The 17,591-nt window shown below is 41.6% G+C and carries 12 protein-coding genes and 3 pseudogenes; all 15 read left to right on the top strand.

The genetic code is table 11. From position 1 onward, the window contains the following. Window positions 1-229: hypothetical protein (locus tag BLL41_RS22925; RefSeq protein ID WP_071579367.1), on the top strand; the 229-nt coding region annotated here is incomplete at its 5' end. A 143-nt stretch (window positions 230-372) separates the two neighbouring features. Further along, on the top strand, window positions 373-681 hold the full coding sequence (locus BLL41_RS21510; RefSeq protein ID WP_071579366.1) for a contact-dependent growth inhibition system immunity protein: 309 nt from the start codon (window positions 373-375) through the stop codon (window positions 679-681). A gap of 367 nt (window positions 682-1,048) precedes the next feature. Beyond that, entirely contained in the window at window positions 1,049-2,878 is a 1,830-nt protein-coding gene (gene bglP / locus BLL41_RS22755) for a PTS beta-glucoside transporter subunit IIABC (RefSeq protein ID WP_071579365.1), read from the top strand. 21 nt (window positions 2,879-2,899) lie between these two features. Next, window positions 2,900-4,309 carry an aryl-phospho-beta-d-glucosidase gene (gene bglH / locus BLL41_RS22750; RefSeq protein WP_071579364.1) on the top strand — a complete coding sequence of 470 codons (1,410 nt, stop codon included), beginning with the start codon at window positions 2,900-2,902 and terminating at the stop codon, window positions 4,307-4,309. Window positions 4,310-4,411: 102 nt separating this feature from the next. Continuing rightward, window positions 4,412-4,858: a universal stress protein gene (locus tag BLL41_RS21495; protein WP_071579363.1), complete on the top strand. Its 447-nt coding sequence runs from the start codon at window positions 4,412-4,414 to the stop codon at window positions 4,856-4,858. A 152-nt stretch (window positions 4,859-5,010) separates the two neighbouring features. Beyond that, window positions 5,011-5,946: a DMT family transporter gene (locus BLL41_RS21490; protein ID WP_071579369.1), complete on the top strand. Its 936-nt coding sequence runs from the start codon at window positions 5,011-5,013 to the stop codon at window positions 5,944-5,946. A gap of 164 nt (window positions 5,947-6,110) precedes the next feature. Next, complete coding sequence (gene wapA, locus BLL41_RS21485; RefSeq protein ID WP_071579362.1) at window positions 6,111-13,154, top strand: tRNA nuclease WapA; 7,044 nt, start codon at window positions 6,111-6,113, stop codon at window positions 13,152-13,154. A 5-nt stretch (window positions 13,155-13,159) separates the two neighbouring features. Further along, a pseudogene (locus BLL41_RS21480) lies at window positions 13,160-13,405 on the top strand (DNA-binding protein); the annotation flags it as partial. A gap of 226 nt (window positions 13,406-13,631) precedes the next feature. Next, window positions 13,632-13,958 (top strand): annotated as a pseudogene (locus tag BLL41_RS23190) (DNA-binding protein); the annotation flags it as partial. Between the two features lie 573 nt (window positions 13,959-14,531). Continuing rightward, entirely contained in the window at window positions 14,532-15,017 is a 486-nt protein-coding gene (locus tag BLL41_RS21470; protein WP_256252468.1) for a DUF4240 domain-containing protein, read from the top strand. 139 nt (window positions 15,018-15,156) lie between these two features. Further along, window positions 15,157-15,627, top strand: a complete 471-nt coding sequence (locus BLL41_RS21465) for a YxiF family protein (RefSeq protein WP_071579360.1) — start codon at window positions 15,157-15,159, stop codon at window positions 15,625-15,627. Window positions 15,628-15,632: 5 nt separating this feature from the next. Continuing rightward, window positions 15,633-15,990 (top strand): annotated as a pseudogene (locus BLL41_RS21460) (hypothetical protein); the annotation flags it as partial. A 46-nt stretch (window positions 15,991-16,036) separates the two neighbouring features. Next, window positions 16,037-16,453 (top strand): YxiG family protein, encoded by a 417-nt coding sequence (locus BLL41_RS21455; protein ID WP_071579358.1) that lies wholly within the window; start codon window positions 16,037-16,039, stop codon window positions 16,451-16,453. Between the two features lie 134 nt (window positions 16,454-16,587). Continuing rightward, complete coding sequence (locus BLL41_RS21450; protein ID WP_071579357.1) at window positions 16,588-17,010, top strand: WapI family immunity protein; 423 nt, start codon at window positions 16,588-16,590, stop codon at window positions 17,008-17,010. A 114-nt stretch (window positions 17,011-17,124) separates the two neighbouring features. Next, the gene (locus tag BLL41_RS21445) at window positions 17,125-17,505 is read left to right on the top strand and encodes a DUF2750 domain-containing protein (RefSeq protein ID WP_071579356.1); all 381 of its coding nucleotides are present in this window, start codon (window positions 17,125-17,127) and stop codon (window positions 17,503-17,505) included. The last annotated feature ends 86 nt before the right edge of the window (window positions 17,506-17,591 follow it).

Here is a 17,591-nt window from a genome sequence, read left to right as displayed (position 1 = left end):
ACTAAATGAATCATTATTAATCATCCAGATTGTTTTCCCCCTAGCAGGAATAGTTCTAACTATCATGACAATCTGGTTAGCAAATGCCAATCAAGTTCATGATATAGAGTTATATGTGATTGCTGGTTTTTCATATGGTGTATTTTTCTTTGTTTTCCCTTTAGGTATTAATATATTTAGGAAAAGAGTACTTATAAAAAAATTAAATGATATAGACGGATATCAATAGAGTTTCTAAAGGGTGAGCATACACTTGAAGAACCATTGATCTCCTATGATTTATTAGATGATGAATGATTTAAACAATTTCCAAAATGAAATACCTATCAGGATTATTATCCCGTTACCTCTCCCTTAAAGGAGCAAGATGACATGTTATCGATCAATAAACAGGAGGACCCTGTTTTTCAGTTTTTGGCTGGAACATTCCATCAAGATATTGAAACTCCTGATGACGTTTTACAAGAGTTATTAACAGAGGAAAGTAAAGAATATTTGGAGTATGCTATTGTCTTTTTAACGGATTTTATTGAAAGTGAGCATTCAGACAATGAGAAAAATGAATACATTCAATCTTGCGTGGATGGGGTGTATTTTCCTGCGTTTAATTTAGAACCAATTGAATGGCTAAACACTCTAATAGTACAAATAAAAGAATCTTTCAGTGAAAACGATTATTAACCTTGATTGGAAAAATGCCTTTCAAGGTTTTTACAATAATTTTTTATTGAAGTTAATACTATGTTCAAATCTTTATGATTACGTTTGTTCTAGAAACGATAGTCAACACCAAAAATGAAAGCGTTGACACTCTCTAAATCTAGTGCTAAAGTATACCTACAAACAAATAAAACGACCCGTCAGGATTGTTACTGCGAAAGCAGGCAAAACCTAAATGGTGCAGGTGCAGGAGGAGACTCTCGCAATCTGTGTCATTTAGGTTTTTTTATTCTCTTTTAGGAGGTGATGCAGCATTTGATAGAAAAAAAGCTGGTGAAAGGCGGCCACCTTTCATCCAGCAGTCCCCCCATAAAAAGGAGGTATACACATGGATTATGATAAATTATCGAAGGACATATTACAACTCGTAGGTGGCGAAGACAACGTTCAGCGCGTGATTCACTGCATGACGAGGCTGCGTTTTAATCTTCATGACAACGCGAAGGCGGATCGCAGTCAGCTGGAGCAGCTGCCGGGGGTGATGGGCACCAATATCAGCGGCGAGCAGTTTCAAATCATTATCGGAAACGATGTGCCGAAGGTGTATCAGGCGATTGTGCGGCAGAGCAATCTCAGTGATGAAAAGAGCGCTGGTTCATCCTCTCAGAAAAAGAATGTGCTAAGTGCGGTTTTTGATGTGATTTCTGGTGTGTTTACTCCGATTCTGCCTGCGATTGCGGGAGCGGGGATGATCAAAGGGCTTGTTGCGCTGGCAGTTACGTTTGGCTGGATGGCGGAGAAGAGCCAGGTTCATGTCATTTTGACGGCTGTCGGTGATGGCGCGTTCTACTTCCTGCCGCTCCTGCTTGCGATGAGTGCGGCGAGAAAATTCGGCAGCAATCCGTACGTGGCGGCAGCCATTGCGGCAGCGATACTGCACCCGGATTTGACAGCCCTGCTCGGTGCGGGGAAACCGATTTCCTTTATCGGGCTTCCTGTAACCGCTGCCACTTATTCGTCAACAGTCATCCCGATTTTGCTGGCGATTTGGATTGCTTCATACGTGGAAAAATGGATTGATCGTTTTACACACTCGTCTCTCAAATTGATTGTGGTTCCGACGTTGACATTATTGATTGTCGTGCCGCTGACATTGATTACAGTCGGTCCGCTTGGCGCTATTTTAGGAGAATACTTGTCTTCTGGGGTCAATTACTTGTTTGATCATGCAGGGCTTGTGGCGATGATTTTGCTGGCGGGAACATTCTCATTAATCATTATGACGGGCATGCACTATGCCTTTGTGCCGATCATGATCAACAACATCGCTCAAAACGGCCACGATTATTTACTGCCGGCTATGTTTTTAGCGAATATGGGGCAGGCAGGGGCATCATTTGCCGTCTTCCTTCGCTCCAGAAACAAAAAATTTAAATCACTCGCGCTTACCACTAGCATCACGGCATTGATGGGGATCACAGAACCTGCGATGTACGGCGTGAATATGCGTTTGAAGAAACCGTTTGCGGCCGCTTTGATTGGCGGTGCAGCCGGTGGCGCGTTTTATGGCATGACGGGTGTTGCTTCCTATATCGTCGGTGGGAATGCAGGACTGCCCAGCATCCCTGTCTTTATCGGCCCAACGTTTATTTACGCGATGATCGGTCTTGTGATTGCGTTTGCGGCGGGAACAGCGGTTGCATATTTGATTGGATTCGAGGATGTACCGTCTGAAAGTGATCAGCAGCAAGCTATTCATGAGGGCAGTGGAGAAATCATTCACAGCCCGATTAAGGGAGAAGTGAAAGCTTTAAGCGAAGTCAAAGACGGAGTGTTTTCTGCCGGGATCATGGGAAAAGGATTTGCCATAGAGCCAGAAGAAGGAGAAGTTGTTTCACCTGTTCGTGGAAACGTTACCACCATTTTTAAAACAAAACACGCAATTGGCATTACGAGTGATCAGGGAGCTGAAATTCTCATACACATTGGATTGGACACCGTTAAGCTAGAGGGACAATGGTTCACGGCTCACGTCAAAGAAGGCGACAAGGTCGCACCGGGAGATCCGCTCGTGTCCTTTGATCTGGAGCAAATCAAAGCCGCGGGATATGACGTCATTACCCCGGTGATTGTGACCAATACAGACCAATATTCGTTTTCGCCGGTGAAAGAGATCGGTAAAGTGCAGACAAAAGAAGCGCTGCTTGCTTTATCTTAAAAAACTGATGGGGTGATCAATATGAGTTCAAATGCAAAACGATTTCCAGAAGGATTTTTATGGGGCGGCGCGGTTGCTGCTAACCAAGTGGAGGGTGCTTATAACGAGGGTGGTAAGGGGCTTTCGACAGCTGACGTATCGCCGAACGGGATCATGTCTCCATTTGATGAATCAATGACTTCCTTGAATCTGTATCACAACGGGATTGACTTTTATCATCGTTATAAAGAGGATATTGCTTTGTTTGCGGAAATGGGTTTTAAAGCGTTCCGTACATCGATTGCGTGGACGAGAATTTTTCCGAATGGCGATGAAGAGGAGCCCAATGAAGAAGGCCTTAGATTTTATGATGATCTGTTTGATGAGCTGTTAAAGCATCATATTGAGCCTGTCGTAACCATCTCTCATTATGAAATGCCGCTCGGTTTAGTGAAAAATTATGGCGGCTGGAAGAATCGCAAAGTCATAGAGTTTTATGAACGCTATGCCAAAACGGTTTTCAAACGCTATCAACACAAAGTGAAGTATTGGATGACGTTCAATGAAATTAATGTGGTGCTTCATGCGCCGTTTACCGGAGGCGGCCTTGTCTTTGAAGAAGGAGAAAACAAACGAAACGCGATGTACCAGGCGGCACACCACCAATTTGTCGCCAGTGCTCTTGCTGTCAAAGCGGGTCACGACATCATTCCTGATTCGAAAATCGGCTGTATGATAGCGGCAACGACAACCTATCCGATGACTTCTAAGCCTGAAGATGTCTTCGCGGCAATGGAGAATGAGCGCAAAACACTATTCTTCTCAGACGTTCAGGCAAGAGGCGCATACCCGGGATATATGAAACGCTATCTGGCAGAAAACAATATTGAAATTGAAATGGCTGAAGGCGATGAAGAACTCTTGAAAAAACATACGGTAGATTACATTGGATTCAGCTACTACATGTCGATGGCGGCGAGCACTGATCCGGAAGAGCTTGCAAAATCAGGCGGCAACCTGCTGGGCGGAGTCAAAAACCCTTACCTGAAATCATCAGAATGGGGCTGGCAAATTGATCCGAAAGGCTTGCGCATCACCCTCAACACATTATACGACCGCTATCAGAAGCCGCTGTTCATTGTTGAAAACGGCCTGGGCGCTGTAGACAAAGTTGAGGATGACGGCACAATTCAGGACGATTACAGAATCAACTATCTGCGTGATCATTTAATTGAAGTGCGCGAAGCCATTGCGGACGGCGTTGAATTAATCGGATACACATCATGGGGGCCAATTGACCTTGTCAGCGCATCAACTGCGGAAATGAAAAAACGCTACGGTTTCATTTATGTGGACCGGGACAATGAAGGAAACGGAACATTAAACCGCATCAAGAAAAAAAGCTTCAGCTGGTATCAGCAGGTCATCGCTACAAACGGAGAGAGTCTCTGACAACTTTTTGAAAACTCATGCGCTTCAATTGACAATAACGAAAAGCAGGCGGACAATAAAAGAGAAAGATGAACCACCCACAGTCCGAAAGGCGGGAAGAGCATGTTTAACAAAATGTTAGTTGCGATTGACGGATCAGACATGAGTGAAAAAGCGCTTGATGCCGCAGTGCATTTGGCCAAAGAGCAGCAAGCGGAACTAAGCATTCTTCATGTGGGGAGAGAAGCCGTCGTCACGACTTCTTCTCTGACGGGAATTGTCTATGTGCCTGAACATTTTATTGATGAAATCAGGAACGAGGTTAAAAAAGAAGGCCTGAAAATCCTAGAGCATGCAAAAGAAAAAGCAGCCGAAAACGGTGTTCAAGCTGAAATCATTTACGCGAATGGCGAGCCGGCACATGAAATACTAAATCATGCAAAAGAGAAAGGCGTCAGCCTGATCGTAGTTGGCAGCCGGGGGATCAGCGGCCTGAAAGAAATGATGCTTGGAAGCGTCAGCCATAAAGTGTCTCAACTATCAACCTGCCCGGTTTTGATTGTTCGATAGATTTGTTGAAAAAGCGCCCCTTGGGCGCTTTTTCTTATTTAGTATAGAAGTGTTATAATATCTACATGTAAAAAAGAGGAATTCTATGTGTAGATTTCTGAATTCATGAAAAATAGTTTATGCTATGCAGTAATGGAGGTAGAATACGCTTGATGCAGCAAGATCTCTCAATTACACCAAAACAAAAATCAACAGCCGTAATCAAAATGGTCATCTCCATGGTGATTTTCGGCTCCATCGGCTTTTTCTCAGAGCATACCAATCTGCCGTCATTTGAATTGGTCTTTGTCCGCTGCCTTTGCGCGACGCTATTTTTAAGCTTTTGCTGGCTGGCGTCCGGCCAATATAAAACTGAAAAATGGAGAAAGAAAGACGTGCTGCAAACATTGGCGTGCGGTTTCTTTCTTGTATTCAACTGGGTGTTCTTATTTAAGTCTTTTGAAGAAACGTCCGTTACAATTGCTATCTCCGTTTATCACCTTGCACCGGTGCTTGTTCTTCTCCTGGGAAGCATCATCTACAGAGAGAGATTACATGTCATCTCCGTCAGCTCCATTATCATCTGTTTTCTGGGAACTGCGCTGATTTCCGGGATTAACGGCAGCACTTCATTGACACAGCTGATGGGATCAGGGATCATATGGGCAGTTCTCGCCGCACTGTTTTATGCGTTCACCACTTTATTGGGAAAAGGCATTCACAATCTCAGTCCTTACACGACCACCTTCTTGCAGACGGGTTTAGGGGTTATCATCCTGATTCCGTTTATTCACTTCGGCGCTTTTGCTGACCTATCTCAGGGAAATTGGATTATGGTGGTATCTACCGGCATCATCCATACGGGTATTGTATATTTGTTGTTTTTTGACAGTTTGCGATTTTTATCAACGAAATTTATTTCAATCATTGTATTTCTCGACCCTGCTGTCGCGATCGTGCTAGATACCGTCTTCACAGGCTTCCGCCCTGACCTCTATCAAACGCTTGGCATCGTGCTGATCTTTGCGGGCATGGCCTTGACGCTTGTCAGGAGGCAGGGGAAGGCGAATGTGGCAGCTGAGTGTACGGATATTGAACAAATGCAATAATAAAAAAATGTAAAAAGGCCTATGCGGCCTTTTTTGTTTTAGGTCAATTGACTCTCGCTAATCCTTAAAATAAGATAAATTTTCTAGAAAAATATTGTAATAATATTTCAGACTAGTTAAGATTGTTGAGTAAATATTACTTTTATTACAAAAGGAGAGAGAAAATGAAAAAAAGAAAGAGGCGAAACTTTAAAAGGTTTATTGCAGCATTTTTAGTGCTGGCTTTAATGATTTCATTAGTGCCAGCCGATGTACTAGCAAAATCCACAGAAGAAGAGAATGGAAATCGTATTGCTGCCGATGATCCAGAAGAAACTCTTCAGAAAGAACAAACTGAGGAAGCTGTACCTTTTGATCCAAAAGATATAAACAAAGAGGGTGAGATCACCTCTGAAAGAACAGAAAATACAAAACTCTATTATGAAGGTGACGGTGTCTATAAACAGGAAGTATACCTTGATCCTATTCATACAAAGGAAACTCCTGATGCCGACTGGGAAGACATTTCTCCTGAGTTAAAAGAGTCGACAAGCAAACAAGTCGAGACAGAGAATGCCATTTTGAATTCAGATTTTCAAAAGCAAATGAAGAACGGGCTTTATGCGACTTTTGAGCATAATGACCATAAGGTTACATATTCACTTGCAGAAGCGAAAGGCCCAAATAAAACTTCACTTACTCCGAAAGATACCTCAGCAGATTATAAGACTGACAGTAATGAGATTGTGTATCCGGATGTTTTTCCGAATATTGATCTTCAGACTTTCACATTCAACGAAAACATAAAAGAAGATTTAGTCCTTCATCAGTATGATGGATACAACACATTTACATTTCAGGTCAAAACCGATTTGCAGGCTAAAGAACAAGAGGATGGATCGATTGATTTTTCTGATGAAAAAGGAAAAGTTGTTTTTTCTGTGCCTAAGCCTTTTATGACGGATTCAAAACTAGATGAGCTTTCCGGCGAGGTTGAACGGTCAGACAAAGTCAGCTATAAGCTGGAAAAGAATGAAGAAGGGTACTTGCTTCATCTTACGGCAGACGAGAACTGGCTGAAAGACCCGGAACGCGTATATCCAGTTTCTATCGACCCGTCAACATCTTTATCTGTTTCATCGGACACGTTTGTCATGAGTGCCTACCCGACGACGAACTATTCGGCCTCCTCACAAAAATGGGATGCTAATTTAAAGGCCTATGTACTGAAAACGGGCTATTATGACAAAACAACAGGCACAAACTATGCGTTCATGAAATTTAACAACCTAAAGCCGATTCAAAATATGACTGTCACCAAAGCGACATTAAAAACATACGTAGCCCATTCCTATTATGGAACAAAGGCAACCGGTCTTTGGCTGGATACGGTCAGCAGCAATTATGATAATGCAAAAGTAACATGGAACACCAAACCGGCATCTAAAAATATCGGAAAAGCCGACGTCCATAAAGGACAGTGGGCAAGTTACGATGTGACCGCTGCTGTAAAGTCATGGAACTCCGGCGGGGCCAACTATGGGTTTAAGCTTCATACAAACGGAAACGGTAAGGAATACTGGAAAAAACTAATTTCTTCAGCGAACTCCGCCAATAAACCGTATATTGAAGTGACGTATACCATACCAAAGGGAAACACACCTACAATTAAAGCCTATCACAACGGCGATTCCACTGGTTATTTTGATATCAGCTGGAAAAAGGTTGAAGGCGCAAAAGGATATAAGGTATGGATTTACAATGGTAAGGAATATCAAGCGATTTCTGCAGGCAACGTCACGTCGTGGAGCACAAAAGGAAAAAAAATCTGGCCTACGAGCGCAGAAATTGCCTCCAAGAGATATAAACTGCATCTGGACGGCAAGGAAGGAGCTGAATTGGCATTAGATCCATCCCCGGTCTATAAGAATTCCGGCGGAAGCTATGCCACAAGCAAAAATTATTGGATTGGCGTCAGTGCGATATTTGACCAAGGTGAAGGAGCGATGTCCGCACCGGCAAAGCCTGTTATCCCTAATGTAGGAAAAGCACAAGCACCGTCAACCAAGGGCTATAATAATGGAAATGCCACAGGGTATTTCGATCTTTCTTGGAAAGCTGTATCTGGTGCAACCGGCTATAAGGTTCAGGTGTTCAATGGGAAAGGCTTTGAGACACTTGATCTCGGAAATCAGACGTCTTGGACCACAAAAGGGAAAAAGATCTGGCCGACAAGTGCAGAAATCAAAGCGGGAAAATATGCTCTTCACCTAAAGGACGGAAGCGGAGCAGAGCTGCCGATCAATCCCGGACCAACCTATAAAAACGCCGGGGGAGATGGAGCCAAAAGAAATTACTCGTTTAAAATTATCGCATACAACAAAGACGGCGAAGCTATTGCATCACCGGCTGCTAACCCGGCACTTCCTGATATCGCTAAGCCAAAGAATTTAACTGGCTATTTGTATACAAACACAAAATCAAGCCAAACCGGTTATGTGAATTTGATATGGGAAAAGGTTCAAAATGCGAAGGGCTATAAAGTTAACATTTACAACGGTAAAGAATATCAGTCCTTTGATGTTGGTGATGCTGATCATTGGACAACCCAAAATAAAAACATCTGGCCGACTTCTGAGGAAATCAAAGCCGGAAGCTATAAGCTTCATACAGATGGAAAAGGCGGGGAATTAGCCCTCGATCCATCACCTGTCTATAACAATGCAAATGGGAATTACAAAGGGAAGAAGAATTATTCTTTCACGCTTGTCGCCTATGATGCGAATGGTGAAACGATTCCAACGGCGCCCTTTAACCCAACGTTCCATGAAGGCGCAGAATTCCTTGGGACAGAAGAATACTGGTCTATCATTGATATCCCAAGCGGCCAGTTAAATGGTGCGACAGGCAATGTCATTGTGAATGAAGAAGATTTGTCAATTGACGGACGCGGTCCAGGACTTGGCTTATCGAGAACCTACAACAGTCTTGACAGCTCTGATCATTTATTTGGGCAAGGCTGGTATGCTGATGCAGAAACATCTGTCATCTCAACGGATGGCGGGGCAATGTATATCGATGAAGACGCTACGACACATCGATTCACGAAAAAAGCCGATGGCACGTATCAGCCGCCGACCGGTGTATATCTTGAATTAACAGAAACAGCTGATCAGTTCATATTAAAAACAAAGGATCAAACCAACGCTTATTTTAATAAAAAAGGCGGCAAACTCCAAAAAGTAGTGGATGGCCACAACAATACAACCGTCTATACTTACAATGACAAAAATCAACTGACCGCCATTACAGATGCATCAGGCCGCAAGCTTACATTTACCTATGATGAAAATGGCCATGTGACTTCTATCACCGGACCTAAGAATAAAAAAGTCACCTACTCATATGAGAATGATTTGCTGAAGAAGGTTACAGATACAGACGGGACTGTCACAAGCTATGACTATGATGGCGAAGGACGCCTTGTCAAACAATATTCAGCCAACAGTACCGAAGCAAAGCCTGTCTTTACCGAATATCAGTATAGCGGACACCGTCTCGATAAAGCGATCAACGCTAAAAAAGAAACATATGTCTACAGCTATGATGCTGATAAAAAGACGCTTCTTATGACACAGCCAAATGGCCGGAAGGTACAGTATGGCTATAATGAAGCGGGAAATCCGATTCAGGTCATTGATGATGCGGAAGGTTTAAAAATTACAACAAATACAAAATATGAAGGCAATAATGTCGTAGAAGATGTAGATCCAAACGACGTCGGCACCGGAAAAGCAACGGAAAGCTATCAATATGACAAAGATGGCAACGTTACGTCGGTTAAAGACGCATATGGAACTGAGACATACGAATACAACAAAAACAACGATGTCACAAAGATGAAGGATACCGAGGGCAATGTCACGGATATTGCCTATGATGGACTCGATGCTGTATCCGAAACCGATCAGAGCGGAAAGTCATCGTCAGCAGCTGTTTATGATAAATATGGAAACCAGATTCAATCGAGCAAAGATTTATCAGCTTCAACTAATATTTTGAAAGATGGAAGCTTTGAAGCGCAAAAATCCGGCTGGAATCTGACTGCCTCTAAAGACAGCGGCAAAATTTCAGTCATCGCCGATAAAAGCGGGGTTCTTTCCGGATCAAAGGCATTGGAAGTCTTGAGCCAATCAACGTCTGCCGGAATAGATCATGGGTATTCGTCAGCAACACAAACAGTTGAACTGGAGCCGAATACAACCTATACATTAAGCGGGAAAATCAAAACGGATCTAGCGAAATCAAGAGCCTACTTTAACATTGATCTGCGAGACAAAGATCAAAAACGAATTCAATGGATTCACAATGAATACAGTGCATTAGCCGGAAAAAATGACTGGACAAAACGGCAAATCACTTTTATGACTCCAGCGAATGCAGGAAAAGCCGTTGTGTATATGGAAGTCGATCATAAAGATAAAGATGGCAAAGGAAAAGCATGGTTTGATGAAGTCCAGCTGGAAAAAGGCGAAGTATCATCAAGCTATAATCCAGTTCAAAACAGCAGTTTCACCTCAGCAACGGAAAGCTGGAATGCAAGCGGAGCATCCGTTGATTCTGAAGAAGGCTTTAATGATGATGTATCATTAAAAGCTGCCCGGACCAGTGCGTCCCAAGCCGGATCAGTAACAAAACAAACCGTTGTCTTAGGGCAAAGCGCAAATGACAAACCGGTTTATCTCACACTGACAGGCATGTCGAAAGCAAGCAGTGTCAAGTTTACAGATGAAAAAGACTATTCTCTGCAGGCGAATGTCACTTACGCGGACGGCAGCACAGGTGTATACAATGCGAAATTCCCTTCTGGAACACAGGAATGGAATCGCGCAGCTGTTGTCATCCCAAAAACAAAGCCGATTAATAAAGTGGACATTAGCATTCTGTTCCAAAAGAGTGCGACAGGCACAGTCTGGTTTGATGATATCCGCCTGATTGAAGGAAGCCTTCTAACAAAAAGCACGTATGACAGTAATGGCAACTATGTGACCAAGGAAGAGGACGAACTAGGTTACGCCACTTCAACTGATTACGATGAAACTGGTAAGAAAACGTCTGAAACGGATGCAAAAGGTGAAAAAACAACCTATACGTATGATCAGGCAGACCAATTGACAAACATGACGCTCTCCAACGGCACGTCTATCCTTCACAGCTATGATAAGGAAGGCAATGAGATAAGCAAAACCATCCGGGCGGGAGCAGATCAAACCTATAAATACGAATATGATGTGATGGGCAAGCTTGTCAAAACAACTGACCCTCTGGGCAATGTGCTAGCAAGCGAATATGATGCCAACAGCAATCTGACCAAAACCATTTCACCGAATGGCAACGAAGTATCTCTTTCTTATGATGGAACAGACCGGGTGAAATCAAAGTCGTATAACGGTACAGAAAAGTATAATTTCACGTATGACAAAAATGGAAATGAAACGTCGGTCGTTAATAAAGAGCAGAACACCACAAAGAAACGGACATTTGACAATAAAAACCGTTTAACCGAATTGACTGACCGCGGCGGCAGTCAAACTTGGACATACCCTAGTGACTCCGATAAGCTGAAAACCTTCTCGTGGACTCATGGGGACCAAAAAGGAACGAATCAATTTACGTATAACAAGCTGGATCAAATGATTGAGATGAAAGACAGTACATCTTCATATTCATTTGATTATGATGAAAATGGCAACGTCCAAACCTTTATTACGGGCAACGGCGGCGGAACAAGTTTTTCATATGACGAAAGAAACCTTGTAAGCTCGCTGCATATCGGTGACAAAAACGGCGGAAACATTCTGACGGAAAGCTATGAATATGATGCCAACGGCAATCGCACAACGATAAACAGCTCAGCAAGCGGCAAGGTGCGATATGAGTATGGGAAGCTGAATCAGCTTGTCAAAGAAACCCATGAAGACGGTACTGTCATTGAATACACATATGATGGATTCGGGAACCGGAAAACCGTTACAACTGTAAAAGACGGCTCAAGCAAAACGGTGAACGCTTCCTTCAACATCATGAACCAGCTGACAAAAGTCAATGAAGAAAGCATCTCTTACGATAAAAACGGCAACCGCACATCCGACGGAAAATTCACATATACGTGGGATGCAGAAGATAACCTGACCGCCGTTACCAAAAAAGGTGAAGACAAGCCATTCGCAACGTATAAGTATGACGAAAAAGGAAACAGAATCCAAAAAACCGTCAACGGAAAAGTCACAAACTACTTCTACGACGGAGACAGCTTGAACGTCTTGTATGAAACAGACGCGGACAACAAAGTCACAAAATCATACACGTACGGAGACAGCGGCCAGCTGTTATCCTACACAGAAAATGGCAAGAAATATTTCTATCATTACAATGCACACGGAGACGTCATCGCGATCTCAGACAGCACTGGAAAAACCGTTGCCAAATATCAGTACGACGCATGGGGAAATCCAACAAAAACCGAAGCAAGTGACGAAGTGAAAGACAACCGCTACCGCTACGCAGGCTACCAATACGACGAAGAAACCGGCCTGTACTATCTCATGGCCCGCTACTACGAGCCAAGAAACGGCGTGTTCCTATCGCTCGACCCAGACCCGGGCAGCGACGGCGACTCATTGGATCAAAATGGGTATGCTTATGGAAATAATAACCCTGTGATGAATGTTGATCCGGATGGGCATTGGGTATGGTTAGTGGTGAATGCTGGATTTGCGGCCTATGATGGATATAAGGCGTACAGATCTGGAAAGGGTTGGAGAGGTGTTGCATGGGCAGCTGCTTCTAATTTTGGACCTGGGAAGATGCTAAAAGTATTAAGAGTAGCGAAATATGCAAAGCGGGCATCTAATGCGGCACATAGTGCTTCTCAGTATAATAAGTTAAAAACACATTATAAGCAGTCACAAAAGTATGGGAAGGCAAGAATAAGACATTTATCAGGAAATCGTTACCGGTATTATGGTCATGTATCACCAGCTAAAAAAAGAGGAGAGATGGCTGGAAGAAGAGTGGTCAGAGAATGGAATTACAAAACCGGAAGAAAAAGAACTTGGCATGAAACTATCGATCATCGAGGAAAAGTAAGACAGGTTAGGCCTCAAAATGGAAGAGTCAAAGTACACTATCGTTTTAATAGTAAAGGGAAGTATATAGGAAAGTGGTGATATAGTTGATAGAACCTAAGCGAATAGAATGCATAAATAAGATCAAAAGTGTCTTAAACGGACAGACAACAAGAGAAGAAGTGGCTGATTGGGCTGGTACTTATGTTTATGCTGATGATCCTAAAATAGAAGATGATATAGTCTGGGATATTTTAATCCTTCTAAGTGGGATTGATTTAAAAGATTCACCAGAAACTTATTTGCATTCACCAGATGATTTAAAAGATTGGATTAAACAATATACAGAGTAATTTACTTTTTCGACTTGTTGATAATTATCATTGTCAACAAGTCGCTTTTATATACGGATATATTGGTAAATGGATTCAGAGATTAGTTAAGGGAGGGCAATATACAAAAAACGTTTGAACAGTGGATAGATTATATTTACGAGGGATGCAATTATTAGAGGTCGACTATCAGTTTTTTAAAATGAACAGTAATATTCAAGTTTTTGAAAACCTAGGAGCATAACCAATGAAAAAATTAAAAATGAATCAAATTATCAACACGGACACCCTAGGTTGTTTTTTCCATACTGATCCCCAGGGGCGTGTATACATTGGAAAAGGGTTGAAAGGTGATATCACCATTACAATCTATGATCCTTCCGGTGATGTTCGGGTTTTTAAAGTGAAAGAGCAGATTTCATACAGTGATATTCTGCTCTTTCAACAATGTGCAGATGGCTATGTCTTCGTTTATTACGAATCGTATGAGCTGAAGGCAAAGGTTTTGTCAGAAGAGGGAAGAGTGAAAAGTGCTTTTCACTTGCCTTCAGGGGTTTCCTGCTGTCTTTTGGATGAGAAACAAAACCTATGGGTCGGTTTAAGCGATGAAGGCATTTATGATGATGAAAACTCAAATGGACAAAGTGTGCTGTGCTTCACTTTAGACGGACAACTAAAGGAAACTCACATTGATCAACAGCTTTCAGAAATATATGCGCCCGTGGTAGATGACTGCTATGCACTTGCAGAAAAAGATGGACTGATATACATGCTGTATTACTCTTATACAGTCATTGCCGCATTTGATGAGACCGACGTGAAACGAGTGTGGATTGTTTCTGATAAAGAATGTTCGGGGGTATATGACCAGCTTGCGATTTCAGATGACGGGTTTTGGATATGCAAAGATGAACATTCACTGTCCCTCATTCCGGCTTATGTCAGTATGCCGATGCATGAGGTGAAATGCTGTGATCAAGACGGGCGGGAGCTCTCGATACAACAGCTGAAACTAACAAGTAATGCTATTTATGCACTATCAGACTCAGGGATTTATAAGAGAGATATCAGAGGGGGGAAAACAAATGAATGAAACATCGTTTTGGCAGCTTATTGACCAAGCTGGGAGTCAGGAAGAACCTAATGAGTGCTGCGTGATGCATTATTGAAAAAAGAAGTCAATGAGATCGTTGATTTTGAATTTATGCTTCAGACATTCATGCAAAAAAGCTATCTGTCCTCACTATGGGCGGCAGCATACATCCTAATGGACGGCTGCTCGGACGATACATTTGATTATTTCCGTGGATGGCTGATTGCCCAGGGCAAAGAGACATTCGAAAAAGTGCTGAATGATCACGAGTATTTGGCAGCATACATCACGGAGGAAACGCTTGACGAGGAAGGCTATCCACAAAATGAAGACTTGCTGTCAGTGGCAATCGAGGCGTTGACATATATGAAGACTGGCAACGATGAATGGGATGATGAAGTACACGACGAGCTTTTAGATGCGCTTGAACAAAAGGGACTTGCCGAATCGGACGGTATTGAATTGGATTGGGAAGAAGAAGATTTGCCTGAAAGGTTTCCAAAACTGTGGGGGCGTTTTGGGGAAAATCCACTTTTTTAAATAGTAGAAATGAAGCTTGTATCAATAAGCGATACAAGCTTTTTTCAGAACAAATCTGAATGATGAATGACAAAGAAAACAAGAGAATGATTGATCAATTAAAGAGCTTGAGAAATTGATGTCGGAGGGAATGCGGCTCATGCAAAAAAGATTGATCGAAAAACTCGCCGAGAATAAAAGACGTTTATTGATGAGCGAAATCAAAGAAAAACTAGTCCCTTGTGCAGAAAGAGGCTTCACTTATCGTTTTGCTGATCTGGCGCAAAGCAGGCAATTGCTTGAGCTGGTTTTATCAAATTCAATACTAGCCAACACCCGTGAGGTTGATGCCCTCGAAAAAACGGAAGGGAAACAGCTGATCTGGAAAATATCTCAGTCATATGTTGCTTACGATGACCGGGACGTTCTGCTGTTTCATCAATACAGCAGCGAAATTGGTGCGTTAGTTTGTTCTTTTGGAAAATGTCTCGAGCGCCTTGACTGCTTATTGGAGTGTATTGAGTTCGATGAAGGGATTCTCAATCATAGTTTTATTTTGGTTGAGCCTGAGTGTCAATTCGGATTATGTGTATTGCACACGGAATATGGCTGTGAGCTTGTTTATTGGTAGATTAGAAACCTTTTGGAACATATCTTTTTACGGAAAAAGCTTCAATATCTAAATATCAGTACGGTGCTTTGCATACTAATAACAAATCATTTAGTACTTGAATACGCGGTGATCAATTTGACCGAGCCAAAGCTAATAGAATGCATAAATAAAATCAAAAGTGTCTTAAATGGACAAACAACAAGAGAAGAAGTGTCGGATTGGGCTGGAACTTATGTTCATGCGGATGACCCCGAAGTAGAAGAAGATAGAGTCTGGAGTATGTTAATCCTTCTAAGCGGGATTGATTTGAAAGATTCTCCTGAAACTTATTTGCATTCAACAGATGATTTAAATGATTGGATCAAACAATATACGGAGTAATTTGTGTTTGGTGGTAAGGTGTTATTGATTAAAAAAGAGGCAGGAGATGACAATGTACAAAACAATTAATCAATGGGTAGATTACATAGATGGGGGGTGCAGTGTACTTCAAATTGACTTTAATGTGTTTAAAAAAGAACTCTTAATTGAGATTCATGTTGTTCAAAATAAAGCTGAATATACGCATAAAATTATATTTCAAAATGTAGCATCTGTTTATTTCAATGGAGGTGACGGAGATATAAGATTGGAAAAAATAGATCCGGAAGAATACAATTGGCAAGTATTTGAGATGAGTTATCACCCGGAGGGAATCGGGAATCTATCAAATTCTGTAATTCCGGAGTATCAATCAAATGCTAACTTTCTTATTGACATGAACAGAATGCTGATTGCTATAGAAGCTGAAACCGTTCGCTTTGATGATCAATCGTTTTATGCATACCATTCAAATCATAAATAAATCATCACATAAGAAAGGTTATAAACCTAACAGGAGCCATACAATTTGTAAACACCGATGGTATTACGATTTCAGACAGCAGTACTGGAAAGGAAATTTTATTAAATAATCCTCATATAAAACAAGGAGGCAGCATGGCCAACATTAAAGACGATTGTCTTGAACTTGAACTAACACCGAGAAGGTATCAAGAGATGGATGATGATCCATTTATTTTATCCATATTTGAGTTGTTGGAAAATAAAAAAGCGATCGTTCGCAATTTTTCCGCTGTTTTATTAGAAAGTGAATATAAAATGCTGATATCTGGAATTGAAACGCTGATAATGGGAAATCAAGACAGGATAAATTTAAAAACCATTGAACCACTTTTAATTCTGAGTATTAATAAAGAAAACGGAAATTACAGCTTTAAGATTAAAATTATACTTGAAGATGATGTTAAGTTTAATTCTAATTTGTTTGAGATTACCTGTAATGAAAAAAAGCTAGAATCCTTTGCAGATGCTTTAAAAACAAATCTGGAAGATGTAAAAAAATCTTCAAAACTTCCCTAACCGTTACCGCGGAATTTATCGTAATAATAATCTGATGTTATATCCAGAGGGGCATTAGATAGGGGCAAGGACAGCTGATGTCCCTCTTACACTGCTTACAAGGAAGAGTGAAAAATGAATAAAAATGAACTTGAGATGACATTAAAGTTAGATCCTGATAAAAGATATCGTTATTTTATTAAGAAAGTTGTTGACTATGAAGAAGTCTGGTCATTAAGTAACGACGACGGATGGGTTATATCTGAAGGCGAGAACGGTATACTACACCTGCATTTTTGGGCGACAAAAGAACATGCAAATCATTGTGCTATTAAGCAATGGAAGGACACCAGTCCAGAATCAATTTCCTTGGATGATTTTGTGGAAAATTGGCTCCCTGGAATGCTTGAAGATGGAGTCGGTTTATCAATATTTTTTAACAATAGTAATTCAGTTTCAAAACCTATATCTCTGGTTCTTGAAGATATTGAAGAAGAATTACAAAACTATTCCTGAAAAAGTATTTTAATTTGTCTAAAGTATTCCATCTACATGTTAAACCTTTTACTTAAAATGAAGTGAGGAGTATGACATGAACAGTA

The organism is Bacillus sp. FMQ74 (genome assembly GCF_001875785.1).
Taxonomy (GTDB): domain Bacteria; phylum Bacillota; class Bacilli; order Bacillales; family Bacillaceae; genus Bacillus; species Bacillus stercoris.
This window is presented reverse-complemented; position numbering and strand designations above follow the sequence as displayed.

Bases quoted from the DNA above. Each gene is read 5' to 3' on its own strand.
- BLL41_RS21510 (WP_071579366.1), top strand. From the start codon at position 373: ATGTTATCGATCAATAAACAGGAGGACCCTGTTTTTCAGTTTTTGGCT.
- bglP (WP_071579365.1), top strand. From the start codon at position 1,049: ATGGATTATGATAAATTATCGAAGGACATATTACAACTCGTAGGTGGC.
- bglH (WP_071579364.1), top strand. From the start codon at position 2,900: ATGAGTTCAAATGCAAAACGATTTCCAGAAGGATTTTTATGGGGCGGC.
- BLL41_RS21495 (WP_071579363.1), top strand. From the start codon at position 4,412: ATGTTTAACAAAATGTTAGTTGCGATTGACGGATCAGACATGAGTGAA.
- BLL41_RS21490 (WP_071579369.1), top strand. From the start codon at position 5,011: ATGCAGCAAGATCTCTCAATTACACCAAAACAAAAATCAACAGCCGTA.
- wapA (WP_071579362.1), top strand. From the start codon at position 6,111: ATGAAAAAAAGAAAGAGGCGAAACTTTAAAAGGTTTATTGCAGCATTT.
- BLL41_RS21465 (WP_071579360.1), top strand. From the start codon at position 15,157: ATGCAAAAAAGATTGATCGAAAAACTCGCCGAGAATAAAAGACGTTTA.
- BLL41_RS21455 (WP_071579358.1), top strand. From the start codon at position 16,037: ATGACAATGTACAAAACAATTAATCAATGGGTAGATTACATAGATGGG.
- BLL41_RS21450 (WP_071579357.1), top strand. From the start codon at position 16,588: ATGGCCAACATTAAAGACGATTGTCTTGAACTTGAACTAACACCGAGA.
- BLL41_RS21445 (WP_071579356.1), top strand. From the start codon at position 17,125: ATGAATAAAAATGAACTTGAGATGACATTAAAGTTAGATCCTGATAAA.